This window comes from Anaerococcus lactolyticus ATCC 51172 (assembly GCF_000156575.1).
Lineage (GTDB): Bacteria > Bacillota > Clostridia > Tissierellales > Peptoniphilaceae > Anaerococcus > Anaerococcus lactolyticus.
Genome location: NZ_GG666047.1, coordinates 199,505 through 223,410, shown reverse-complemented (window position 1 = coordinate 223,410; position 23,906 = coordinate 199,505). Strand labels below are relative to the sequence as shown.

Here is a 23,906-nt window from a genome sequence, read left to right as displayed (position 1 = left end):
ACAACCGTTAACCAATAACAAACCTCACATAGAGATAATATTAATAATATTTCTTTTGTATGAGTCTTATTTATATCATATTTCAAAAAATAAGAAACACCAAAAATAAAAAGTCCAAATATATTATACTTTAAGGCTTTTAAGAACGTATTTTTCTTCTCTGCAAGACTTCTTATCTTGCCCTTTATACTCTCGATATTAATCACGATAACACCTCCATATATTTCCTAATTTCATTTTCTATTTTAAATAGTCTACTGTATTTTATGAGTCGTCTTAGATTTTTATTTTGTGATTTAAAGTATCTTTTTATGGCTTCTATGAAAATCTGCTTATCTATTTTTTCTCTGTCGATTATGATGTCACAAATTGTTCGATCAATATCATAAACTGGGATAAGGTTGCCTTGTGGTGATTTTATTTCTGTCTTTCCTAGTTCGTATAAGTCTTTTTTTACATAGTGAACTTGTAAATCTTCATATCTTTTCTTGATATGACTTGCATTGTAGCCTTGGGGTACAGATATATGAAATACATTTGGAGTCCTATCGGATAGGTCGTGGAGGTATAGGGCTGTTTGATGGGAAAATATAATTCGATTGCTATTTGATGATATTAAAACAAAATCGTCTATTACTTTTCCTTTTAATTGATATAGTCCTGGTCTTAATCTTTCTAATTGTCCGATTTTTGTTAATTCTGATAAATTATGCCTAGTATATCCAAGTTCTTCTGCTTCTTTGTTGGTGATTACTAAATTTTCTTTTATATAATTTTTAAGTGTATTCATAGTCTGCCTCCTCTCGTTTACGCTTTTATTATATGTTATAAAAGCGAATATGTAAAGTTGCTTATGAGTTTTCCATTTTTTGAAAAAGGATGTAACGATTCCTTACTCCCTTTAATAAAAAAAAGAGCAGCCTTTTAAGCCACTCTTGTAGAAAGTACAAAATGAGTTAAATATATTTTTTGTGTTTCCTCATACTAGTCTCAAAACAACTCTCACGTCCATGTAGTTTTTTTGAGTCTTTTTGACGTATCCTTCTTCATCTTTATCGAAGACAAAATGCTTATAAAACTCATTAAAATGCAGGATTTCTAAATTTACATCTTTTGTATCAACGCTATAGCCTCCAAATGTCTTGAATTAGGGAATTGATCATAGATTTCGTAATCTTTTATTTCATATCCCTTTTCTATAAAGGTTTTTAAATTTTCCATTTGGGTTTTTGGATTGCAGGAGATGTAGACAAACTTTTTGCAGTCTATGTTTAGGATTTTTTCTAGAGATGCTGGGCTAATTCCGGCTCTTGGTGGGTCTAGAACTACAACATCATACTTATTTCCAACTTTTTCTATCTCTTCAAGAACATCCCCACACAAAAAGTTTACATTATCAAGACCATTTATTCTTGCATTTTCTTTTGCTTTTTCTACCGCTTCCTCTACTATTTCTATGCCTGTTGCGCTCTTTGCAACACTTGCCATCAATTGTGTAATGGTGCCCGTTCCAGAATAAAGATCAAGAATATCCATAGTCTTATCAATTTCTGCCAAGTCAAAGGCTTTTTGGTAGAGTTTTTCTGCAGTAAATACATTAGGTTGGAAGAAGGAAAATGGTGATATCCTAAATTGAAGACCCATCATCTCTTCTGTGATGTATTCTTTGCCATAGATTAGTTTGATTTTTTCTGGTATTACTGCATCTGCTACAGAATCATTGATGACGTGGTAGACTGAAAATATTCTGCCGTCAAAATCTATATCTAATAACATATTTAAAAACAATCTAAGTCTTGTGTCGTCAAATGTAGAATCACTTGTAGTTACCAAAATCACCATGATTTGGTCAGTATGCATGGCTTTTCTAATGACAAGATGCCTTAATAGCCCTTCCTTAGCCATTTTGTGGTAGAAGTCTGTTTCTTTTTCCCTAAAATATTCCTGTACCTTAGACCTTATAGTGTTAAAGTCAGAATCCACAATATTGCAATTCTTACAATCAACTATTTCATAAAATCTTCTTTTTCTATGGAGGCCTAAAACAAGAGGTCCACCCTTAATCGAATCACCAAAGGTGTATTCCATCTTATTTCTAAATCCACTTGTTATCGGTGACCTATTTATGCTTATGTCATTATTATATTCAATACCGTTATCTTTAAATAGGTCTTTTATCATGCCGTGTTTAAGCATAAGTTCGGTTTCATAGGCAAGTTTTTGGTAAGCACAACCACCACAAATTGCTGCTTGTGGACAAAATTCCCTAGCGTTTTCAAGCTTTGATTCTTCAAGGAGTTCTATGTATTTTGCTTTTATCCTATCCTTGTTTTTCTTGCCTGCCTTAACTCTTACAGTTTGCCCCAATAGTCCACCTTTAAATTCAACTTTTCTATCATTATCATCAAAACCAATCGAAATATTTGGATATTTCATCTGAGTGATCTTGATATCTTTAGTTGGTCTTTTCTTCATCTATACTCCAAAATTTATTTATAATTTGTTCAAATTCTTGTTTATTATTAACCATTACTTGATTTGTCCAATGTTTAGGGAAAAGATTCATATATTTTTGCCAAGAATACCTATCATCTAAAAGATAAATTATTCCCCTATCTTCTTCCCCTCTTATAACCCTGCCAGCAGCCTGAAATACCTTATTTAGGCCAGGATAGGTATAGGAATAGTCAAATCCATTGTAACCTTCTTTGTCAAAATGATACTTAATCAAATCTCTTTCCTTTGATACACCAGGCATACCAACTGAGATAATCATAGACCCAATAAGTCTATCACCAATTAGATCAACGCCTTCAGAAAAAATCCCACCAAGAACAAGAAAACCGACCTTGTTAGATTCGTAGGTAAATTCATTTAGAAATTCGCTCCTAGATTCGCCTGTCATAATTCTTTCTTGATTAAGTATATCATTGGTAAAGTTATCCCTATAATATTCTGCCACATCTTCCATATAAGAATATGATGGAAAAAATATAAAATAATTACCTTTTTTGCAAGTAACAAATTCGTTAATAGCTTCTGCTACCAAGGCAAGGTTTCTATTTCTATCCCTATATCTAGTGGATAAATTTTTCTTCAAAATCAAAAGATGATCCTGATTAAAAGGCATTTCTAATCTCAGTTTTAGTGATTCTTCTCCTGCCAAGGCCTTCACAAAATAAGTCATAGGCGATAGGGTTGCCGAGAAAAATATAGCAGACCTAGCGAGTTTGTATTTATTTTTAAGTACTTCCCTCGGATCAACACACTTTATCTCAAAGCTTCTCTCCATACTTTCTGAGTCATAAGAAATCACATTATAAAAACCCTCAGTAAAATAATCTGAGATTTTCAAATACTTATTTATTTCAAAGTAAAGGTCAAGAACTAAATCATAAGCATCATGGTCAATTTTTTCTACCAAAAATCTCTCCATTATTTTGCTTAAAGATAATAAGTCCTTGTCTAAAGCGTCTATATAGTCACTTGTAAAATAATACTCCCTTTTGCTGATTTCGCCCAGCTTATAAAAATCATCGACAATTTGTCCTAACTTTTTTCTTAACTTTTTATCCTTCTTTTCATCTAAAAGTTCAATTAATGATGTGAATGTGGTATCTTTAAAAGAATAGGAATACATATCCCTAGTTCTATCTAAAAGGTTGTGAGCTTCATCTATCAAAAATACATAGGAATCTATAACTTCCTCAAAAAACCTCTTCAAAAATACATTTGGATCAAAAACATAGTTATAATCACAAATAATAAAATCCGAATAAAGGCTTATATCAAGCTCAAATTCCAAGGGACAAACCATATACTTTTTCGCATACTCAACAATTATATCATAATCTATGATATTTTCATTCTCTAAAATATCTTTTAATGCATCATTAACCCTATCGAAGTGACCCTTAGCATAAGGACAATCGACAGGATTGCATGATACTTCTTCATTTAAGCAAATTTTTTCCTTACTTGTTATGTGGAGAGCTTTTACAAAAAGTCCCTTATTTTTTAGAAGATTAAGAGTTTTTAAAGCTTCGTTGGCTATGGTGTTCTTGCTTGTAAGATAAAAAACCTTGTCTGTCAGACCCTCTGACATGGATTTTATAGTAGGAAATATTGCAGAAATTGTCTTTCCTATCCCCGTAGGTGCATCCACAAACAAATTTTTCTCATCTAAGATTGCAGTATAAACTGCCACAGCCATCTTTCTCTGGCCTTTCCTATAAGATTCATAAGGAAAATCTAAATCTTTTATGGACCTATCTCTTTTTTCTTTATTAGTTGCCAAAATTTTTGAGAATATTATATATTCATCCAACAGCTTAAAATAAAACTCATTAAGCTCTTCAAAAGTAAAAGATTTTTCAAATATTCTTGACTTGTAATCATCCACCGATACATAAGTTAAAGAAATAAGCATCTGAGCTTGTGACTTATCCAAAGCATAAAAATAGGCATAGCACATAGCCTGAGCCCAATGAAGTTTGTTATTATCATCTAACTCATCGAGCTTTCTTGATGTAGACTTAATCTCATCTATTAGGTAAATCCCATCTTTTTTCCCAAGCCCATCTGCCCTGCCTTCAACCTCAAAAACTACATCCTTATAGATAGTAGTATTTTTAAGTTTATATTCTTTTTTATAAGTCATATCATACTTTGATTGAATTTTTTGATGGGCCCTGATGCCTTCTATCATCCTAGTATTGTCCCTAAACCTGTTATCAATATCACCAGATCTCATTACAAATTCAATTAAGTTTCTAACAGATGTCCTTATTTTCATAACTTCTCCCAGGTTTATTATACTCCTTTGGGTATAAATAAAGAAAGGAGATAAAGATGAACCAGACAATTAAAAATCAATTAAATCACAGAACCATAAGAGAATTTACTGGTGAAAAGATAAATGAGGAAACTATAAAAACCCTACTTGAGGTAGTTAACATGTCTGCATCATCAAATGGCATGCAAAACATGTCCATAATTAGGGTGACTAATCCAAAAATCAAAGAAAAATTAGCAGAAAATGGTAACCAGGCCTACATGGCAAGGGCGACAGAACTTTGGATTTTCATTGTAGATTTAAAAAGAAACTATGAAATAGCTAGGGAAATGGGACTAGAAAATGATACAATGATAAGTTTTGATAAGTTTATCCAAGGCTTTACTGACGCTATTATAGCTGCCCAAAATCTGACAATAGCAGTTGAATCTTTGGGTCTTGGAGCGAATTATTTTGGCAATATCCATAACGATACAAAGAAAGTTATCGAGATATTAAAGATGCCAAAATTAACCTATCCTGCTGTTGGGGTCGGTTTTGGAGTTCCAAACCAAAATCCACAAATAAAACCAAGACTTGATATAAATTTAAAAACTTTCGAAAATTCCTATAAGATTTATGATTCTTACCTCAATTTAATCAAAGAATACGATGAGGAAATGACAACCTATTATGATCTGAGAGATTCTGGTAGAAAAAGTGAATCCTTTTCTAGCCAAATTCCTAAAAAGCAAGGAAGTATTGTAAAAAATAGAAATAAAATGTTTAAAACTCTTATGGATCAAGGCTTCGTTATAAATCCGGATTAAAATTTTGAAATTTTCCTCAAATAGTTTATAATTAACATATCAGAGTAGATAAAGAGCGATTAGTGCTGGAAAATGGGTTGTTGTTTCCAGACGAAACTTCCGATTCTTTATCGCAACCGCTGACCTCTGATAGAAAGGGGAAAAAATGAATAAAAAAATTAGTGTTGATTCACTCGTGAAGGCTGCAATGCTTACAGCTTTATCAATTATCTTTTCAAGATTTTTTGGTATTTTCATCACACCTTCAATTAAGTTTTCTTTTGGCCACTTGCCATTAATGCTAGCAGGTATTATCCTAGGCCCACTTTCTGGTGCCCTTGCTGGACTTGCTGCTGACTTAATAGGTGTTGCTATAAACGCTGGAGGCACACCACACTTTGGATTTACCTTAGTATCTGTTTTGACTGGTCTAATTCCAGGACTTATTACAGTATATGGTAAAAGAAAAAATATTTCTTTGAAGGTGCAAATAGGCCTTATGGTATTTTTTGTATTTTACATCTGCCATATGTTCTTAAATACACTATGGTTAAGCCAGCTATTTAACAATCCTTATAAGGTTATGTTAGCTACACGTTTTATAAAAGTTTTAATAGATGGAATCATAAACTACATCTTGTTGTATTTTATAGTAACTAAACTTGTACCAAAAATAAAATAAATATTTTAAAATAGGCGAGGAATAAATCCTCGCCTTTTTCAAGTGTTTATAATTTAAAGAGTAATAAATTTAATACCATATTTAAAATAATAAAAATGGGACTATAATTCTATTTTTGACCAACTATTGCAACATAAGATCCCTTATCATAGCCTTCTTGGGCTTCTTCTACATAATCATCAGAATAAGCAGGATCTGTGGTTAGGGTTTGATAAAATTTAAAATCTTTAAAACCAACCTTTTTAAGTACATCACGTTTATATGGAGTTGTTGTCATGACTGTATTTGTAACAAGTTCAATTGGGTATGGTGATTTTGGTAAAATTCCCTCAAAATTTGCTAAATCAAAAGTCTTTGCATGAGCAGCAAATTGGTAAAGGATACCGAAGGAACTTTCCTTAGGAACATCTATTACGACAATGTGTCCACCTGGTTTTAGGGCCTTGTAAACAGTCTTGTAGGCGCTTTCCAAATCTTCTATATAAGTTGATGAACCATTTAGGTAAATGCAATCATAGTATTCATCTTCTAATTTAGCATCCTCAATTATTCCAATTTTTACATTTAATCCTCTTTTTTCAGCTATTTCAGCCATATCTTTTGAAGGTTCCAAACCATCAGTGATTGTAAGCCCTCTATCTTTTAAAGAAACTTCGAATAAACCACTTCCACAACCTACTGAAAGAGATTTTTCTGTCTTGACACTTTTTAGAGCCATTTCTACAACATTTAACTCTGTTAAATACATATTTTCATTTTCCATAAACCATTGATCGTACTTATTGGCTAATCCGTCAAATTTTGCTTTCATCTTATTCTCCTAATTTCGTAATTTTTTTAATTAAAAAAACTCTTTTTTCTTATATTCGGAAAAAAGAGTTGAAATCGCTTTTTATTTCCCTACGAAACTACTAAGTTTATCAGGTTAGCGGGTATAATCTCAGCACTTGGCACCCCGAATATAAAAGAGATATTTAATTGTTAATTATATTATATCAGCTTTATGGTAAATTTAAAGTAAAAACGGGTATGATTTAGGTATTGGAGGACTTATGAAATTTATTGACTACTTATATGAACAAACAAAAGACATCTGGCAAGACCTTTATAACCACCCCTTCATAGAGGGTTTAATAAGGGGTGACCTTGAAATATCAAGATTCAAATACTATCTTGAAGAAGACTACATTTACCTATGGGAGCACGTGAAGATTTTTGCCATAGGTCTTGCAAAGACTAATAATAAGGAAATAATCAGAAAGTTTGCCTATCTCATAAACAATTGTATGGAAAATGAAATGGCAATCCACCGTGGCCTTATGAAAGATTTTGACATAGATATAAAAGAAATCGAAAATCGACAAGCAAACCTAACCAACCTTTCCTATTCAAATTACAGAATATCCCAATCCATACTAGGTGGTTATGAAGAAATATTAATGGTGCTTATGGCTTGTGATCTGGGGTATGTCAATATTTTTAGGCACATAGACAGGGTTAATCCTCAAGCCAAAAACCACGAAGTTTACGGGAAATTTATAACAGGATACCTTGATCCGGTTTATCTTTCATATGTAGATGGGACAGTTAATGAAATCAATGAACTCAGCAAAGAAATGACAAAAGAAAAAATGGATGCTTTAATAGAAATTTTTAAAAATTGTTTAACTTATGAGCTTAAATTTTGGGATATGGTCTATAATAAGGGCGATTTATTTTAAAAAAGAGTGATGCGAAGAATAGTTTTTTTATTCTTAAGCATCACCTTTTAAATTAAAATTAATTTTCTGCCATAAATTTATTTATACAATCTACAACTTCTTTCTTAAATGAGTCATCACCTGCGTAACCAACTACCAAGTGGCCATGCTCCTTTACTTTTCCAACAACCATCAGGTTTCTATAGAGTTTATTCTCACCTGTACCAAGATATCTCATATCTGTGATTATCCCGATAATCATCCTTGGAAAATCTATTCCATGGTCTAATTCAAGTTCTCTCATAACGCCATGGGCCATAATCTCAGCTGCTACTCCATCATCGATTGTTAATCCGTCAAGATTTGCAATTAAGATATTAGCTTCCTTAAGATGAGCAGTATCAGCCTGAGATATTTTTATATCAGTAATTATCGCATCGTTATTTTTCTTATCGTTTATATCTGCATTTCTTTGTGGAACATAAAGTTCAAGCGATGTATTATTTTCTATATATTGGGCCAAATCTTCTGTCCACCTAAACATTGCATCATTAAAAAAATGACTAGCTACGTATCCTTTCATTTATTCTCCTTAAAAACTTCTTCCAGCACCGCCACCACCGGATGAACCTCCACCACCCGAAAATCCTCCACCGAAGCCACCGGATGAACCTCCTCCAAAGCTAGAGCCACCCCAAGATGACCATCCCGGACCAAATCTTGGATAGGTGTAACGTCTTCTTCTGAAGCCGCCCCCACCTCCTCCACCAAAGTAATTATTTCTATTTATAATTGATGAGACTATTATAAAAATAATTAACAAGATGAATATTGTCTTAAGTGATAAGCCATCTTCTGAATTTTCATTCGATAGGTTGTTTTGGTAACTTGTATAATCTTTTTCTAGTTTTACATCATATTCTGCTGCTATTTCGCCAACAACAGCGTTAAATCCTTCATTAAGGGCTTGGGAGTAAGCTCCATCCCTAAGCCTATCAAGCATAAAATTATCGATTATTCTACCAATTTTACCATCATTCAGCCTACCTTCTATACCATAGCCTGTAATGATATTTATTTGGTTATGACCCTTTTGCTTAGACATCAATAGCAAAATCAGAACACCATTGTCTTTTTCCTGATCTCCTATCTTCCAAGCATTAAAAATTTCTGTGCCATAATAATTACCTTCAAGATCATCTGGATTAGGTAATGTCATTACCACAACTTGGCTTCCTGTCTTATCCTCTAACTGCTTATTAGTTTTGTTGATATTTTCCTTGGTGGGTTCATCTAGAAGATTCAACTTATCGAGGTAATAATTATCCGTTGGTGACGGTATGCTTGCGTATGTCTTGGATTGAAAAAGGCAGAAAAAAATTATTAGTAATAGCCAAAGCTTTTTGAATCTTGCCTTTCCCATAATAACTCCTTAGTCTTTTCTAGTAATAATCTTAATTGCCAAAGTTTACCTTTGGTGCTTCTTGTGCACTTGCATCTGCCTTGAAGTATTCAGCTGGTTTATAACCTGTGAATTTCGCTATTAAATTAGTTGGAAATCTCCTAATATCAGTATTATAAACTTGGACAGCCTCGTTGTATTTCTTTCTTTCTGTAGATATCCTATTTTCACTTCCTGCTAATTCATCCATTAATTGGACAAATTGACTATCAGCTTTTAGGTCTGGATAAGCTTCTACAACAACATTAATATCGCCAATAGCTCTTGTAAGTTGGTCGTTTGCCTCTGCAAGTTCTTTTGGATTTGTTGCATTTTGAACTCCAGCTCTGGCATTAGTCACCTTTGTTAGGGTGTCTGCTTCATGGTCAGTGTAACCCTTTACTGTGTTTACAAGATTTGGTATTAAATCTGCTCTTCTTTGAACAACGTTTTGTACCTGGGCATAAGCTTGATTTACATTCTCATTACTGCCTGCAAGTCTATTATAGGTTGGTACAATCATCAATAAGCCAATTACAATAACAGCTATTATTGCAATAAGTATCCCTGCTGCACCTGATCTTTTGTTTTGATTTATCATTTCTTCCTCCTAATTTATCTTTATCTATTTATACCCATTTAAAATGACTACTTCATTATTTTCCAAAGATTTCTTTACATCAATTACTCTTTGATTAGAAGATCCTCGAAATTTAAGGCTTAAATCTTTTAATTCTTCAATAAATTCTCCATCAACTAAGACATCAATTTCTTCAAGAATTTCCCTAGCTAATGAAATATTAACTAAATCATCATAGACAAAACCGGAATAAACCCAAATTGACTTACTGACTTCTTTTTTTATATTCCTAAGGGCTTGTAAAAGACCAACGGGATTTTCAAATGGCTCTCCTCCAAGTACTGTAAGCCCCTCTACTTGATTGAGTTTTAGATAAGAAATCACTTCTTTTTCAGCTTCTTCATCCCATTTTTTGCCATGATTAAAATCCATATAGTCAGTATTAAAACAATTTGGGCAATTTCTATCACAACCTGTGAGGAAAAAAGTGGTCCTGATACCAGGACCATTTGCTACATCATATTTTCTTATTTGTGCATAGTTCATATATGGAGCACTCTTGCTTTTATTTCCTTAGTTCTTCCTTCATTCCAGAAGTTTTCACCAAGGTAACCACAAGTTCTTCTTACAACTGTGAGAGTTGCCCTATCGTGGTTGCCACAATTTGGACAATACCATTGGTTGTTATCATCAAGAAGAATCTCACCATCATAACCACAATTGCCACAATAATCGCTCTTAGTGTTAAACTCAGCATATTGAATGTGGTCGTAAATATACTCAATCATAGTTAGAACTGCTTCAATATTGTTAGTCATATTTGGAATTTCTGCATAGGAAATACATCCACCTGTAGATAATTTTTGGAATTCTGATTCGAAGTCAAACTTATCAAATACAGAAATATTCTCCCTAACATCTACATGGAAGGAATTTGTGTAATATCCCTTGTCTGTAACATCTTTTATATCGCCAAATCTTTCCCTATCTATAGATGCAAACCTATGGGTTAAGCTCTCAGCTGGTGTACCGTAAACAGCAAATGCAATGCCGTATTCTTCTGACCATTCCTTTTTCTTGTCATTTAACATTTCCATAATTTTCATGGCAAAGTCATGGCCCCTCTTTGTAGTATGGCTTTCTCCTATAGTTAATTTTGTGGCCTCATATATTCCAATGTAGCCAATTGTAACTGTAGCATAGCCATTTTCTAACAGTGGTTTTATTGATTCATGCTTTTTAAGTCTTGCGATAGCACCGTGTTGGAAGTGGATTGGAGAAGAATCGCTTGTAACCTTGGCAAGGTGATCATATCTCAGAATCCCTACCCTTTTTACAAGGTCAAGTCTTTTTTCTAATATTTCAAAGAATAATTTTTCATCTCCGTGTGCCAAAATTCCAATTTGTGGAAGGTTGATTGTACAAACTCCCATATTAAACCTACCGTCAAACTTGTATTCTCCATACTTATCTTTGTAAGGTGGAAGGAAAGCCCTGCAGCCCATTGGAGCAAACACATTGCCTTCGTAGTTTTCACGCATCTTTTTAGCTGATATATAATCAGGATACATTCTTTTTGCAGTACACTTAGCTGCAAGACGAGTTAGGTCGAAATATTTAGAATCTGGATTTATATTGTTTTCATCAAGAACATAAATCAACTTTGGAAAAGCTGGTGTTACATATACGCCTTGATCGTTTTTGATACCTTGGATTCTTTGTTTTAAGATTTCTTTAATAATCTCAACAGTTTGATCAAGGTAAGGATCGTTTTCATCTGTGTGCATGAAAAGTGTAACAAAAGGTGATTGACCATTTGAAGTCATTAAGGTGTTTATTTGATATTGGATGGTTTGGATACCGCTTTCCAAATCTCTTTGGGTAAGGGCATCTGCCATCTTTTTGGCTTGGTCATCGTCTTTTAAAATTTCACTTGCGAGTTTTAAATTCTTTTCGAAAGACTTTTCTAAGTAAGGACTTAGGCACGCAATATTAATAGATTGTCCACCGTATTGGTTTGATGCAATCTGAGCTATAATTTGAGTCATTACATTGCATGCTACCTGGAAAGATTTTGGTGATTCAATCATCTTTTCATTTACAACTGTTCCATTATCAAGCATATCTTTCATATCTACCAAACAGCAATTGAAAATTGGTTGGATTAGATAATCAAGATCGTGGATGTGAATAGCACCTGAATCATGGGCTTCCACTAAATCTAGTGGGATAAGCTTTCTTTTTGCAATATCCTTAGCTACCTCACCTGCTATTAGATCCCTCTGAGTTGAAGCAATGATTGGATTTTTATTTGAGTTTTCATCCATTACATCTATGTTAGTTTGATTTAAAAGACCGATTATTTCATCGTCAGATGTATTTTGCTCACGTTTATAAGCCTGAACTGACTTATATGACTCGTAGGATTTAGCTGTAGCAGGATTTTTTCTATCTATTAGTTTATAGTAGACTAAATCTTCGATTTCATAGATAGAGATTTCTCTTTTATTTTTAGATCTCTCCTCGATTTCACTAGCTATTTCTGCTGCCTGACCTTCCACATAAATACCACTTGGGGAGTGCATGGCTTTTTCAATAGCTATGGTAATCTTATCTTTATTAAAATCGACTTTAGTCCCATCTCTTTTAATAACCTGTAACATTTTTACCTCCGAAATTACACTATAATCATACCATATTTCTTTTCTAAAGTAAAATAAATTATACTATATATAGTGGTCTATTTTCTCGTTTTACTACATATAGTATGAAATCGCACAAAATAGCCGAAAGAAAAACGGAGCAACCTATTAAATTACTCCGTTATTATTTCTACTTATCTATTCTTAGCTATTTAGTTTTAAACTCTAGTTGATTATCGACAAGGTCAAGAATTGCTGTATCCCTATCAGCAACTTTTCCTTCAATAATTAACTTACCAAGTTTTGTTTCTACATTCCTTTGTAGGTATCTCTTAACAGGTCTAGCACCATATTCTACATCATAAGAGTTAGCAAGGATATATTCCTTAGCTTCTGGTGTAATCTCAAGTTTGATATCCCTATCAGCAAGTCTCTTCCTGATATTATCAATTTGTAGGTCGATAATTTTATATACTTGATCACTTGTAAGTGGTGTGAACATTACAATATCATCAATCCTATTTAAGAATTCTGGTTTAAATGAACGTCTTAGAACTTCATCTACTTTCTTTTGATTTTCTTCTTTGATTGTACCATCTTTATTTAGACCATCTATCAAGAATTCTGAACCGATATTTGATGTCATAATGATTATAGTATTTTTAAAATCAACAGTCCTACCTTGACTATCTGTCAATCTTCCATCATCTAATACTTGTAACAAAATATTAAATACATCTGGGTGAGCCTTTTCGATTTCATCAAAAAGAATAACTGAATATGGTTTTCTACGAACTGCCTCTGTTAATTGGCCGCCTTCTTCGTAGCCAACATAGCCTGGAGCGGCACCGATTAGTCTGGATACAGAATATTTTTCCATATATTCACTCATATCTATCCTAATCATATTATGTTCATCATCAAACATTGCTTCTGTTAATGTCTTTGCAAGCTCTGTCTTACCAACACCTGTTGGACCCAAGAAGATAAAGGAACCTATAGGTCTGTTTTGTTCTTTTAATCCTGACCTAGCTCTAATTATCGCATCAGAAACGGCCTTAATTGCTTCATCTTGGCCTATTACCCTTTCGTGTAAAGTCTCACCAAGGTGGAGAATCTTTGTCCTTTCTGTTTCAACCAATTTTGAAACTGGAATATTTGTCCAACTAGATACAACATCTGCCACATCTTCATCTGTCACTTCCTCTTTGATGGAAGATTCGTCATTATTAGTTGAACTAGCTTCTTTTAATTTATTTTCAAGCTCAGCTAGCTTGCCGTACTTTAATTCGGAAAGTTTTTCAAAATCATAGTTTCTTTCTGCTTGGTCGATTTCTACCTTAACCTTGTCTATCTCTTCCTTGATTGATTTTACATCATCAATAGCAGATTTTTGTTCTTTCCATTTTAGGAAATCCTCATTAAAAGTATCCGAAAGATCTGCTAGTTCTTTTTCAAGATCAGCTAGTCTCTTCTTAGAATAATCATCTTCCTCTTTTTTAAGAGCTGTAATTTCTATTTGAAGTTGAAGAAGCTTTCTCTTTTGCTCATCAAGATAGGCTGGCATAGTATCAATTTCAGTCCTTACAGTTGCGCAAGCCTCATCCATAAGATCTATCGCCTTATCTGGCAAAAACCTATCAGAAATATACCTATCAGATAATTCTGCTGCAGCTATTACTGCCGAATCTTGAATTCTAATGCCGTGGAAGATTTCATATTTTTCCTTAATACCTCTTAGGATTGAAATTGTATCTTCAACACTTGGTTCTTCTACCATAACCTTCTGGAACCTTCTCTCAAGAGCTCCATCTTTTTCGATATATTCCCTGTACTCATTTAAGGTTGTTGCACCGATTACCTTGATTTCTCCCCTAGCAAGCATTGGTTTCATAATATTTGATGCATCCATAGCACCTTCGGACTTGCCAGCACCTACAATAGTGTGGATTTCATCGATAAACATTATAATTTGACCATCAGATTTTTTGACTTCCTCAATTACTGCCTTAAGTCTTTCTTCAAATTGTCCCCTATATTTCGCACCTGCAACTAAAGCACCCATATCAAGGGAGAAAATTCTCCTACCTTGTAGAGGTTCTGGTACATCGTTATTTACAATTCTTTGAGCAAGACCTTCTACAATTGCTGTTTTACCAACACCTGGCTGACCAATCAAAACTGGGTTATTTTTCTTACGACGAGATAGGATCCTTAAAGCATTTCTAATTTCTGCGTCCCTACCGATAACTGGGTCAATTTTTCCATCCCTTGCCTCTTGTGTTAAGTCTCTGCCGAATTTTTCAAGTGGGTTTGAAGTTTCTTCCGGATTATCAGTAGTAACTTTTTGACCATTTCTGACTTTTAAGACATAGTCTTTGAAAACCTTATAAGAAATGTTAAATTCCTTATTGATTGGTGACATTTCAGTATTTTCCTTAAGTAAGGAAAGGAATATATGTTCTACTGAAACAAAGGAATCTCCCATAGCATCTGCCTCATCTTCAGCCTTTAAAAATATCCTTTGAAAGACTTGCGATGGGTAGGTATTGGCATTACCTGATTGTTTTGGTAAATTTTCTATCTTATCTTCAATTTTCTTTTTATAAGCATTTACATCTACTCCCATTTTGGATAGGACCATTGATACATAGGAGCTTGGGCTATCAACTAAGCTTAGGGCTAAGTGAAATTCATTAACTTCTGGATTAGCATCTTTAATTGCCATGGAATTTGCATTGTTGATAGCTTCGATTGATTTTTGTGTTAATTTGTTATTATCCATATTATCCCTCGATTTCTTTTAATTTTTTATATAATTCTACTTGTTCTTCGTTTAGGTCTGGATTTTCTATCAAAACTTCTAGGATTAAATCACCTGTCTGATTTTTCCTATCAGTGTAACCAAGATTCTTAAGTCTAATTTTCTTATTAGAAGTGATTTTCTCTGGTATGGTTACTAAGATATTGCCCTTTATGGTTGATATTTTTTTCTTTGTACCAAAATAAGCATCCCAAGGACTAATCTTTACTTTTTTAATAAAGTCAATTCCATCTAATTTTAAATCTTCTGTTTCTTTTATCTTTACACAGACATATATATCAGCATTTAATCCGTATTTGGAGCCATCAATTTTAATCTTGTTTCTATTCTTAATTCCCTCTGGAATATTAACTTCTATATCTTTTATACCGGCTTCAGTTTTTACGGAAATTTTTCTTGTTGTACCCTTGATAGCTTCGTCGATTGAAATACTAACTTCAGTATCTAGTTTAGTCTTTGCTTTTTTACTAAATCCACTTCCAAATCCTTGATTAAAACCTCCAAAGCCTTGAGCTTTTCTTGAAGAAGTATTTCCAAAGCCGCCAAAAAGTGTATCAAAAAAGTCTGAAAAACCTGAACCATTTGAACTTGTATATGTGTAAGAGCCATTACCGAAGTTAGAAAAATCAAATCCAAAATCTCTTGGGTCAAAATTTTGTCCACCAGAGAAGTTCGCATTAGCACCAAAGGTATCATACTTGTTTCTCTTTTCTGGATCTGATAGAACCTCGTAAGCCTCATTTATTTCTGTAAATTTTTTATTTGCACTTTCATCATCTGGATGAAGGTCTGGGTGGTATTTTTTTGCTAGCTTCCTATAAGCTTTTTTTATTTCATTAGCACTAGCTTTTTTATCAACTCCTAGTACTTCATAATAATCCCTATATTGCATATCTACCTCCATCTTATTTCTTTGACCATCTCTGACCTTAATAGTACTATACGTTGTCCTACGACCATTTCAAGTGTAATTTTAAACTATTTAATGCAAATATTTATTTTTTTATCTATGTAAGGGCTCGTAAATTCAAGCATTTGAAAAGAGATTTCAATTTGAAATCTCTTTGTTTTTAGTTTAATGATCGTATTCAACTATAGATATAACATCATAGTCCTTTAGAACTTCCCTGCCCTTTAGAGATGTTAGTTCAATTAAAAATTCAAAGCATACTACATCTCCGCCTATAGCTTCCACTAGTTTAGCAGCAGCCTTTGCAGACCCACCTGTAGCTATAAGGTCATCGATAATTACAACCTTATCACCCTTTTTAAGGGCATCTCTATGAATTTCTAACTCATTTGTACCATATTCTAAATCATAGCTAACTTTTTCAATTTCACCAGGTAGTTTCCCAGGTTTTCTTATTGGAATGAACCCCTTGTTTAATCTATCAGCTAGGGGTGCACCAAAGATTAGGCCTCTAGATTCAACACCTGCTATATAATCAAAGTCATAGCCTTGAAGTTTTTGCTCTAATAAGTCTATGGTTTCTCTAAAACCATCCTTATTTTTTAATAGGGTTGTTATATCCTTAAAGGATATGCCCTTTTCCGGGTAATCTTCTATTACTCTTATTAATGATTTAATATCCATATCTCCTCCATCTTATACATATCTATTATACCCATTTCCTAATTTCTTAAAAATGAATTTAAGTAAGTAGTCCTTATATTTTCTATTGACTCTGGATAAATTTTATAATATGAGATGCCTCCCATATTAAAACCCTCACCCTCAAGCCTTACCGAATTTAATTTTGATGAATCGACTGATTTAAATTTCATGGCAAGTGATGATAGTTCTTTAAGACTCATGTTTGTTTTAATATATGGTTTCATAGCCTGATAAACTTTAGGTAGTTTTGGCAAATTTTCTATCTTGCTGGATTCTTTTATGAATTGCTTTAGAAAATCCTGTTGGGTATTAATCCTTCCAAGATCAGCATTTTGATAGCCTTTCCTAAATCTTACATAACTAAGCACTTGATCTCCTGTCATCTTGTGGACTCCCGGGCTTATACCCATAGCAGCACCGACTTTATCGCTTACATCTACATCCATACCACCAAGTGCATCAATTCCCTTAATAACAGCTTCAAAAGATATGACCATGTATTTATCCAAGTTAATGCCTAAGAAATTCCTAACAACATCCATAGTTAAATCAATCCCACCATAAGAGTGGGCTGCATTAATCTTATCCATTTTTCCGTTTATAGATACATAGGAATCTCTTGGAATAGAAATCATATCTACCGAATTATCTTTACTATTAGCCTTAATAAGCATGAGGGTATCTGTCCTTGTCCCTGTATCTTCACCAGTTGAATCAACACCTGCAAGCAAAATTAAAGACTCATCTTTTTGCCCTACTATATCAGCTAAAGGATTATCAATATTTTGGCCCTTAAAAAAACCTAATAAAAGAAAACCAGCTGCAAATACAACAACAAAAAGCAAAAATATAATTATTGATTTTATTATTCTAATAAATTTATTTTCCATTTTATCACCTAGACTTATCATACACCCAAAAGAATAATTTACCTTACAAAATTTTTAAGTTAAGCTATAATATTAGTGGAGGACATATGTTAAATAAAATTATTGACGATTACCTTAAAGAAAATTACTATCCCTTCCACATGCCAGGTCACAAGAGGTCAAAGCTTTTAAATCCAAAACTTGGCTACGGAAGAGATTTTACAGAAATAGATGGGCTTGACAACCTAAATGACCCCAAAGAAGTTTTTGTCGAAATGGAAAAGAAAATTGCAGAAATATACGATGTAAAAGATGCGATAATTTCTACAAATGGGTCTACTTCTGGAATCTTAGCTAGCATTAGATCCTTAAGCCAAAATAATAAAAATATCCTAATCCAAAGGTCATCCCACAAGGCGGTTTACAATGCTTGCCTAATTAATAAGTTAAAAGTCGACTACCTTGGCGTAAAGACAAATGATATCGGAGCCATAGTCGATATTTCTTTTGAAGACTTAGAAGATAAATTAAAAAATAAAACCTACTCGGCTGTTGTGGTGACATCACCATCTTATGAGGGATATATTTTAGATATAGAAAAAATTTATAAGATATGTAAAAAATACAAAGCAAAACTCATTTTAGATATGGCGCACGGGTCTCACTTATTTTTAACAGGAGCATATAAAAATGCCTTTGATATAGCCATAACTTCCTTTCACAAAAACCTACCGGCCCTCACTCCAGGAGCTGCAGTTTTAATTAACGATGACACTATGATAAAAGATTTGAGGTTTGCCATGGCCATCTTTCAAACTTCATCTCCTTCTTACCTAATTTTACAATCAATTGCTTATATTTTAGAAAATATAAGTGAATTAGAAAATTTGAACCAAGAATTAAAGCCTAGACTAAGAGATCTTTATAACCTAAAATTAAAAAACTTAAGCTTATATGATTCAACCAATAAAGACAGGTCAAAAATATTAATTTCAACTAAAAATACTAATATAAATGGAAAAACCCTAGGAGACTTATTAAAAAAGGAAAAAATCGAAATAGAAATGGCCTACCCTTCCTATGCTCTATTAATAGCAAGTATATATGATACTGATGAGGGCTTTATAAGGCTTAAAAATGCCCTAATAAAAATTGATAAGGCCATAGAAAAATCCGAAAATTCTTTCAAATTTACCTACCACAACCCTAAAAAAGTTTACGACCTATATGAGGCCATAGATATGCAAGCAAAATTAATTGATATAAAAAATTCTAAAGTCAGAGTCGCTAGTAATTTCATCTACGCCTACCCACCTGGAATTCCAATCCTAGCGCCTGGGGAGCTTATCGATTCTAAGGTCTTAGAGAATATGGAAAACCTACAAAAAAACAATATAAAGCTAAATCTTGATGGTACTTCTATTGCAGTCTTGATTGACAAAATGGATGAAAACTGTTAATATATTAGTTGAATAAGAAATTCTTATCGATAAGGAGATTTTAATATGAAAAGAATACTTACACTTAACACAAGAAATCTTCACAAGAGTCAAAAAGATGGTGGTTGTGGCGAATGCCAAACATCTTGCCAATCTGCTTGTAAAACATCTTGCGGAGTTGCCAACCAAGAATGTGTTAGCAAAAAAGAAAATAAATAGGAAAATCTCTATTTAATGACTTACTTACATATATGTAGGTAAGTTTTTTCTATTTAATACTTTTATAATCCTAGTAGATAAGTATAATATTATGGATTTTACATATGAAGGAGATTTTATGATACACCAATATAAAGCTAAGGGTTTTAATATTGTTTTAGATATATACAGTGGGTCGGTCCATTTAGTTGATGACGTCACCTACGATATTATAGAAAATTATAAGAATATAGAAATTGAAGAGCTTAAAACTAAGATAAAAAATAAGTACAATCTTGGTGATGAAGAGATTGAAGCAGCCTTTGATGAGGTTTGTGACTTAATTTCTACAGGTCAACTTTTCACTGATGATGCTTTTAAGGACCTAGCTATAGATGTTACAAAAAAACCAACTAATATAAAGGCACTTTGCCTAAACGTTGCTCACACCTGTAACTTCACTTGCGATTACTGTTTTGCCAAGGGTGGCAAGTACCACGGTCCGGATGCAATCATGACTAAGGAAGTTGCTAAAATGGCGATTGACTTTTTACTAGAAAATTCTGGTAGACACCACAACCTCGACATAGACTTTTTCGGTGGAGAGCCTTTAATGAATCTCAATGTCGTAAAATATACGGTTGATTATGCTAGAAGCAAGGAGGAAGAATTTAATAAACACTTTAACTTCACCCTAACTACAAATGGTCTACTATTAAATGACGATACTATCGATTATTTGAATGAAAACATGAAAAATGTTGTATTATCCTTAGATGGTAGAAAAGATAAGCACGACCACTTTAGAAAAACTCTCGCAGGTACTGGTTCTTTTGACCTAATCGTGCCAAAATTCCAAAGGCTAGTCGAAAAACGTGGTGATAAGGGATACTACATGAGAGGTACCTATACAGCAAACAACTTAGACTTTACAGAAGATATCAAAACCTACCTAGACCTTGGTTTCAAACGTACTTCGCTTGAGCCAGTTGTAGGCAGCCCTGATAATGAATACGCCCTAAAGGAAGAACATCTTCCTATTCTTTTTGACCAATACGAAAAACTTGCAGATATGATGATGGAAGCAATAGACAAAGACGATAAATTTATCTTCTACCACTATATGATTGACCTTGAAAATGGTCCTTGCATCCACAAGAGGCTATCAGGCTGTGGGTCAGGAACAGAATACATGGCAGTAACTCCAACTGGAGACCTCTACCCTTGCCACCAATTTGTAGGTAACGATGAGTTTAAAATAGGAAATATTTTTGAAGGAGTGAAAAATAAAGACCTTGTAAACCAATTTAAGACCTGCAATTGCTATTCAAAATCTGAATGTAGACAGTGTTGGGCAAGCATGTATTGTTCTGGAGGCTGTGCAGCAAATAACTACAATGCTACAGGCGATTTAAACCACACCCACGATTACTCATGCAAACTCTTTAAAAAAAGAATTGAAATGGCTCTTGCAATCAAAATATATGAATTTATGAAGCAAACCGAAACAGAACAAGCATAAAAATAAGCCAGGAAATCAAGTGATTTCTTGGCTTTTATAGTACCCTTCTTTCAGAAGCTAGGGCTAGGATCTTTATATCTTTTACATTCGCTTTTCCCAAAACTTTTATAATCTCTAATGAAGTATTGCCAGTTGTAACTAGATCATCAATTATCAATACCGATTTCCCAGTCAGGTCTTTGTCAAATTTAAAAGCACCTATTAAATTTTTAGACCTTTCTTCCTTACCCAAATCGTGCTGGGCCTTGGTATCCTTAACTTTTGAAAATCCATCCAGATAAACTGGGCCAATTTTTTCGATAAAATCATCAGTGATCATCCTAATATGGTCAAATCCCCTATGTAGTAGAGTTTTTCTTGAAGATGGAGCCGGCAAAATATAATCTACATCAAAAATATTTTTCTCTATCCCATAGTCGTAAATCATCTTTGAGAATATTTTTGAAAATTCTGTCTTTCGTTCAAACTTATAAAGACCAATAAGTCTTTTGAAAAATTCATTGTAAAAGTAAATAGAATAACAATCATAATCTCCAATTAGAAATTTATTATCTACGAAGTCTAATTTATCAAAACAATCCCTACAAAGTCCATACTTATAAATATATTCGCTCTGGCAAAAGGTGCAGGTATTTTTATCTAAAAATAAATAATCAATCAGCAAGGATTTTCTCCATTTCACTTATCCAATAAGAAAGATTTGAATTTCTGTCATTTGACCTATTGTTGTCAACCATTTTTTTAATATAAAGCTTATCCCCCAGCAAAATAACAAGCTTTTTAGCTCTGGTCACAGCAGTGTAAAGTTGGTTCCTGGTTAATAGCATAGGTGCAACTTGCATCATTGGAATGATTACACATTTAAACTCAGAACCTTGCGACTTATGCACTGTGATAGCATAGGATAAATCTAAGTCTTTTACATCTTCTTTTTTGTAATTAACTATTTTTCCATCATCAAATTCTACCTTGATACTCTCCTCATTTGTATCGATATCAATTATGATACCAATATCACCATTATAAACCCCATCATAGTTTGTAACGTTGTTTATGGCCTTTAAATCATAGTTATTTCTTATTTGCATAACCTTATCATGGAGTTTAAAGAGCCTATCATTTATTTTTAAAAATAATTTTTCTTTATTTATGACCTCTTGGATAGATTTATTAATTGAATCTACTCCCCAACTTGTCTTTCTTGATAAGGCAAGGACTTCTATATCCTTTACAGGGTCAAACTTATAAAAATTTGGCAACCTGTCCTTTATCAAACTCAATAAATCTTTTTTAAAGTCTTCTCCACTTGTATCTATAAAGAAAAAATCCTTATTCGGTTGATTCAATACCGGGTATTTGCCTTCGTTTATCCTATGGGCATTTATTATAATATTTGACTCTCCTGCCTGCCTAAAAATTTTTTTAAGTCTAATTGATTTTGCAGGCGAATCTAGAATATCAGATAAAACATTTCCAGGACCCACAGATGGTAACTGATCACTATCTCCAACTAAGATTAGAGCTGTAGATTCTCCAACAGCATCTAGTAAATTTTTCATAAGGAAAATATCAACCATGCTCATTTCATCTACTATTATGTAGTCTTTTTCAATTGGATTTTCTTCATTATATTCAGCTATTGGCATATCTGGCCTAATACCTACTAGCCTATGGATAGTGTTAGCTTCGCTGTCAGTAGCTTCTTGCATACGCTTAGCAGCCCTGCCTGTTGGTGCAGCTAGAGCAAAGGATAAACCATTTTTTTCGAGGATAGTTGTAATAGCGTTTATTATTGTAGTTTTACCTGTGCCAGGCCCTCCTGTTATAACTAAAAGCATATTGGCAAAAGCACCTTCAATCGCTTCTTTTTGCTCATCGGAATAAGCCCTTAAATCTTCATTTATTTCTACATCGAAAATATAAGCTTCACTTATTTTTTTTGCAAGCGACATTGCAACAGATTTTTCAGCCTTGTAAAGACTTCTGGAATAAACATAAGATTTGCCCTCAATTTCTACAAGTTCCAGTTTTCCAGATAATAAATCTTCTTGAATTTGATCTTCTATTAAATTTTTATCAGCTTTTAAAAGTTTTGATGCTTCATCAATGAGGTATGACATCTCAAGGCTAGTGTGACCGTTAAAATCAGCCTCGTTTTCAATTACATAAGTAAGACCAGCTGATATCCTAAAGGCAGAATTTATCTCCATTTGCATGTTTCTAGCTAAACTATCTGCCATTGTAAAACCGATACCTTTAATATCTTCTATTAGTTTATAAGGATTGGATTTAACAATATCAACTGTATTTTCACCATACTTATTATAAATTTTCATCGCTAAGTTATAAGAAATTCTAAGACCTTGGAGAAATTCCAAACTCCTCCTTGAATCTCTTGTTTCTTCTGCAGATAATTTTATATCTCCTAACTTCTTTCTACCTATGCCCTCAACCTTTAAAAGTTTATCAGGATTTTTATATAAAACATCTAAAGACTCATTGCCAAAAACAGCATAAATTGCCTCAGCTGTCTTCTTGCCTACCCCTCTGATATTACCACTAGAAAGATATTTAATTATAGATTCTTTGTCGGAAGGTTTTTTAAGTATAACGTTTTTTACATTTATTTGCTCACCATATTTATCATGGTAGGTAAATTCACCTTCAACTTCTATCCTGTCGCCTTCATTAAAAAAAGGCATAGTTCCAACAATAGTTATATCAGAATCAAGAGTTTCAAGCGTCATTACGCTATATCCGCTCTCATCATTCCTATACCTAATGTTAGTTACTATGCCTTCTAATTTCATT

At 33.2% G+C, this 23,906-nt stretch carries 21 protein-coding genes and 2 riboswitches; of the genes, 6 read left to right on the top strand and 15 right to left on the bottom strand.

The window, feature by feature from the left end; translation table 11 throughout:
* Window positions 1-202: 202 nt before the first annotated feature.
* The 3 genes from HMPREF0072_RS07700 to HMPREF0072_RS07690 all read right to left on the bottom strand — a co-directional run bounded on the left by HMPREF0072_RS07700 (window position 203) and on the right by HMPREF0072_RS07690 (window position 4,795).
* Window positions 203-790 (bottom strand): type IV toxin-antitoxin system AbiEi family antitoxin domain-containing protein, encoded by a 588-nt coding sequence (locus HMPREF0072_RS07700; RefSeq protein WP_004828900.1) that lies wholly within the window; start codon window positions 788-790, stop codon window positions 203-205.
* Window positions 791-1,104: 314 nt separating this feature from the next.
* Complete coding sequence (gene rlmD, locus HMPREF0072_RS07695) at window positions 1,105-2,475, bottom strand: 23S rRNA (uracil(1939)-C(5))-methyltransferase RlmD (protein WP_004828898.1); 1,371 nt, start codon at window positions 2,473-2,475, stop codon at window positions 1,105-1,107.
* On the bottom strand, window positions 2,456-4,795 hold the full coding sequence (locus HMPREF0072_RS07690) for an ATP-dependent DNA helicase (RefSeq protein WP_004828896.1): 2,340 nt from the start codon (window positions 4,793-4,795) through the stop codon (window positions 2,456-2,458). The genes rlmD and HMPREF0072_RS07690 overlap by 20 nt, the downstream gene beginning before the upstream one ends.
* A 56-nt stretch (window positions 4,796-4,851) precedes the next feature.
* Between HMPREF0072_RS07690 and HMPREF0072_RS07685 the strand changes: the two genes are divergently transcribed.
* On the top strand, window positions 4,852-5,604 hold the full coding sequence (locus HMPREF0072_RS07685) for a nitroreductase family protein (protein WP_004828894.1): 753 nt from the start codon (window positions 4,852-4,854) through the stop codon (window positions 5,602-5,604).
* Between the two features lie 38 nt (window positions 5,605-5,642).
* Window positions 5,643-5,728, top strand: a riboswitch (THF riboswitch).
* A gap of 21 nt (window positions 5,729-5,749) precedes the next feature.
* Entirely contained in the window at window positions 5,750-6,265 is a 516-nt protein-coding gene (locus tag HMPREF0072_RS07680) for a folate family ECF transporter S component (RefSeq protein ID WP_004828893.1), read from the top strand.
* 109 nt (window positions 6,266-6,374) lie between these two features.
* Here HMPREF0072_RS07680 and HMPREF0072_RS07675 read toward each other — a convergent pair whose 3' ends face one another.
* Entirely contained in the window at window positions 6,375-7,076 is a 702-nt protein-coding gene (locus HMPREF0072_RS07675) for a class I SAM-dependent DNA methyltransferase (RefSeq protein WP_004828891.1), read from the bottom strand.
* Window positions 7,077-7,145: 69 nt separating this feature from the next.
* A riboswitch (TPP riboswitch) is annotated at window positions 7,146-7,233 on the bottom strand.
* Window positions 7,234-7,317: 84 nt separating this feature from the next.
* Here HMPREF0072_RS07675 and tenA point away from each other — a divergent pair.
* A complete protein-coding gene (gene tenA / locus HMPREF0072_RS07670; protein ID WP_004828889.1) occupies window positions 7,318-7,986 on the top strand; it encodes a thiaminase II in 669 nt (222 codons plus the stop codon).
* Window positions 7,987-8,044: 58 nt separating this feature from the next.
* Here the strand turns inward: tenA and HMPREF0072_RS07665 are convergent, their stop codons facing one another.
* The 9 genes from HMPREF0072_RS07665 to HMPREF0072_RS07625 all read right to left on the bottom strand — a co-directional run bounded on the left by HMPREF0072_RS07665 (window position 8,045) and on the right by HMPREF0072_RS07625 (window position 17,957).
* Entirely contained in the window at window positions 8,045-8,548 is a 504-nt protein-coding gene (locus HMPREF0072_RS07665) for a nucleoside 2-deoxyribosyltransferase (RefSeq protein WP_004828887.1), read from the bottom strand.
* A gap of 9 nt (window positions 8,549-8,557) precedes the next feature.
* Window positions 8,558-9,388, bottom strand: a complete 831-nt coding sequence (locus HMPREF0072_RS07660; RefSeq protein ID WP_004828886.1) for a TPM domain-containing protein — start codon at window positions 9,386-9,388, stop codon at window positions 8,558-8,560.
* Between the two features lie 31 nt (window positions 9,389-9,419).
* Window positions 9,420-10,007: a LemA family protein gene (locus tag HMPREF0072_RS07655; RefSeq protein ID WP_004828884.1), complete on the bottom strand. Its 588-nt coding sequence runs from the start codon at window positions 10,005-10,007 to the stop codon at window positions 9,420-9,422.
* Between the two features lie 24 nt (window positions 10,008-10,031).
* Window positions 10,032-10,532: an anaerobic ribonucleoside-triphosphate reductase activating protein gene (gene nrdG / locus HMPREF0072_RS07650; protein ID WP_004828882.1), complete on the bottom strand. Its 501-nt coding sequence runs from the start codon at window positions 10,530-10,532 to the stop codon at window positions 10,032-10,034.
* Window positions 10,529-12,649: an anaerobic ribonucleoside-triphosphate reductase gene (gene nrdD / locus HMPREF0072_RS07645; protein ID WP_004828880.1), complete on the bottom strand. Its 2,121-nt coding sequence runs from the start codon at window positions 12,647-12,649 to the stop codon at window positions 10,529-10,531. The genes nrdG and nrdD overlap by 4 nt, the downstream gene beginning before the upstream one ends.
* Before the next feature lie 187 nt (window positions 12,650-12,836).
* Window positions 12,837-15,413: an ATP-dependent chaperone ClpB gene (gene clpB / locus HMPREF0072_RS07640; RefSeq protein WP_004828878.1), complete on the bottom strand. Its 2,577-nt coding sequence runs from the start codon at window positions 15,411-15,413 to the stop codon at window positions 12,837-12,839.
* A gap of 1 nt (window position 15,414) precedes the next feature.
* Window positions 15,415-16,344, bottom strand: coding sequence for a J domain-containing protein (locus HMPREF0072_RS07635; RefSeq protein WP_037328555.1), 930 nt, complete (start codon window positions 16,342-16,344; stop codon window positions 15,415-15,417).
* Window positions 16,345-16,527: 183 nt separating this feature from the next.
* Entirely contained in the window at window positions 16,528-17,046 is a 519-nt protein-coding gene (locus HMPREF0072_RS07630) for an adenine phosphoribosyltransferase (RefSeq protein WP_004828873.1), read from the bottom strand.
* A gap of 38 nt (window positions 17,047-17,084) precedes the next feature.
* Window positions 17,085-17,957, bottom strand: a complete 873-nt coding sequence (locus tag HMPREF0072_RS07625; protein WP_037328557.1) for an LCP family protein — start codon at window positions 17,955-17,957, stop codon at window positions 17,085-17,087.
* Between the two features lie 86 nt (window positions 17,958-18,043).
* Here HMPREF0072_RS07625 and HMPREF0072_RS07620 point away from each other — a divergent pair, with 86 nt between their 5' ends.
* From HMPREF0072_RS07620 to scfB, 3 genes are all read left to right on the top strand, one after another.
* Complete coding sequence (locus tag HMPREF0072_RS07620; RefSeq protein ID WP_004828871.1) at window positions 18,044-19,396, top strand: aminotransferase class V-fold PLP-dependent enzyme; 1,353 nt, start codon at window positions 18,044-18,046, stop codon at window positions 19,394-19,396.
* A gap of 45 nt (window positions 19,397-19,441) precedes the next feature.
* Window positions 19,442-19,594, top strand: coding sequence for a six-cysteine ranthipeptide SCIFF (scfA, locus tag HMPREF0072_RS07615; protein WP_004828870.1), 153 nt, complete (start codon window positions 19,442-19,444; stop codon window positions 19,592-19,594).
* Window positions 19,595-19,712: 118 nt separating this feature from the next.
* On the top strand, window positions 19,713-21,095 hold the full coding sequence (gene scfB / locus HMPREF0072_RS07610) for a thioether cross-link-forming SCIFF peptide maturase (RefSeq protein ID WP_039931241.1): 1,383 nt from the start codon (window positions 19,713-19,715) through the stop codon (window positions 21,093-21,095).
* A 34-nt stretch (window positions 21,096-21,129) separates the two neighbouring features.
* Here scfB and HMPREF0072_RS07605 read toward each other — a convergent pair whose 3' ends face one another.
* Both HMPREF0072_RS07605 and recD2 read right to left on the bottom strand, forming a co-directional pair.
* Window positions 21,130-21,759, bottom strand: a complete 630-nt coding sequence (locus HMPREF0072_RS07605) for an amidophosphoribosyltransferase (RefSeq protein WP_039931239.1) — start codon at window positions 21,757-21,759, stop codon at window positions 21,130-21,132.
* A complete protein-coding gene (gene recD2 / locus HMPREF0072_RS07600; RefSeq protein ID WP_004828867.1) occupies window positions 21,749-23,905 on the bottom strand; it encodes an SF1B family DNA helicase RecD2 in 2,157 nt (718 codons plus the stop codon). Before recD2 ends, HMPREF0072_RS07605 begins: the two co-directional genes overlap by 11 nt.
* Between the last annotated feature and the right edge of the window lies 1 nt (window position 23,906).

What these genes read in the sequence shown, in the direction of transcription:
- HMPREF0072_RS07685 (WP_004828894.1), top strand. Translation starts at nt 4,852, where the DNA reads ATGAACCAGACAATTAAAAATCAATTAAATCACAGAACCATAAGAGAA.
- HMPREF0072_RS07680 (WP_004828893.1), top strand. Translation starts at nt 5,750, where the DNA reads ATGAATAAAAAAATTAGTGTTGATTCACTCGTGAAGGCTGCAATGCTT.
- clpB (WP_004828878.1), bottom strand. Translation starts at nt 15,413, where the DNA reads ATGGATAATAACAAATTAACACAAAAATCAATCGAAGCTATCAACAAT.
- HMPREF0072_RS07675 (WP_004828891.1), bottom strand. Translation starts at nt 7,076, where the DNA reads ATGAAAGCAAAATTTGACGGATTAGCCAATAAGTACGATCAATGGTTT.
- rlmD (WP_004828898.1), bottom strand. Translation starts at nt 2,475, where the DNA reads ATGAAGAAAAGACCAACTAAAGATATCAAGATCACTCAGATGAAATAT.
- HMPREF0072_RS07620 (WP_004828871.1), top strand. Translation starts at nt 18,044, where the DNA reads ATGTTAAATAAAATTATTGACGATTACCTTAAAGAAAATTACTATCCC.
- HMPREF0072_RS07660 (WP_004828886.1), bottom strand. Translation starts at nt 9,388, where the DNA reads ATGGGAAAGGCAAGATTCAAAAAGCTTTGGCTATTACTAATAATTTTT.
- HMPREF0072_RS07635 (WP_037328555.1), bottom strand. Translation starts at nt 16,344, where the DNA reads ATGCAATATAGGGATTATTATGAAGTACTAGGAGTTGATAAAAAAGCT.
- nrdG (WP_004828882.1), bottom strand. Translation starts at nt 10,532, where the DNA reads ATGAACTATGCACAAATAAGAAAATATGATGTAGCAAATGGTCCTGGT.
- HMPREF0072_RS07625 (WP_037328557.1), bottom strand. Translation starts at nt 17,957, where the DNA reads ATGGAAAATAAATTTATTAGAATAATAAAATCAATAATTATATTTTTG.
- HMPREF0072_RS07690 (WP_004828896.1), bottom strand. Translation starts at nt 4,795, where the DNA reads ATGAAAATAAGGACATCTGTTAGAAACTTAATTGAATTTGTAATGAGA.
- HMPREF0072_RS07630 (WP_004828873.1), bottom strand. Translation starts at nt 17,046, where the DNA reads ATGGATATTAAATCATTAATAAGAGTAATAGAAGATTACCCGGAAAAG.
- nrdD (WP_004828880.1), bottom strand. Translation starts at nt 12,649, where the DNA reads ATGTTACAGGTTATTAAAAGAGATGGGACTAAAGTCGATTTTAATAAA.
- HMPREF0072_RS07655 (WP_004828884.1), bottom strand. Translation starts at nt 10,007, where the DNA reads ATGATAAATCAAAACAAAAGATCAGGTGCAGCAGGGATACTTATTGCA.
- HMPREF0072_RS07665 (WP_004828887.1), bottom strand. Translation starts at nt 8,548, where the DNA reads ATGAAAGGATACGTAGCTAGTCATTTTTTTAATGATGCAATGTTTAGG.
- scfA (WP_004828870.1), top strand. Translation starts at nt 19,442, where the DNA reads ATGAAAAGAATACTTACACTTAACACAAGAAATCTTCACAAGAGTCAA.
- HMPREF0072_RS07700 (WP_004828900.1), bottom strand. Translation starts at nt 790, where the DNA reads ATGAATACACTTAAAAATTATATAAAAGAAAATTTAGTAATCACCAAC.
- recD2 (WP_004828867.1), bottom strand. Translation starts at nt 23,905, where the DNA reads ATGAAATTAGAAGGCATAGTAACTAACATTAGGTATAGGAATGATGAG.
- scfB (WP_039931241.1), top strand. Translation starts at nt 19,713, where the DNA reads ATGATACACCAATATAAAGCTAAGGGTTTTAATATTGTTTTAGATATA.
- tenA (WP_004828889.1), top strand. Translation starts at nt 7,318, where the DNA reads ATGAAATTTATTGACTACTTATATGAACAAACAAAAGACATCTGGCAA.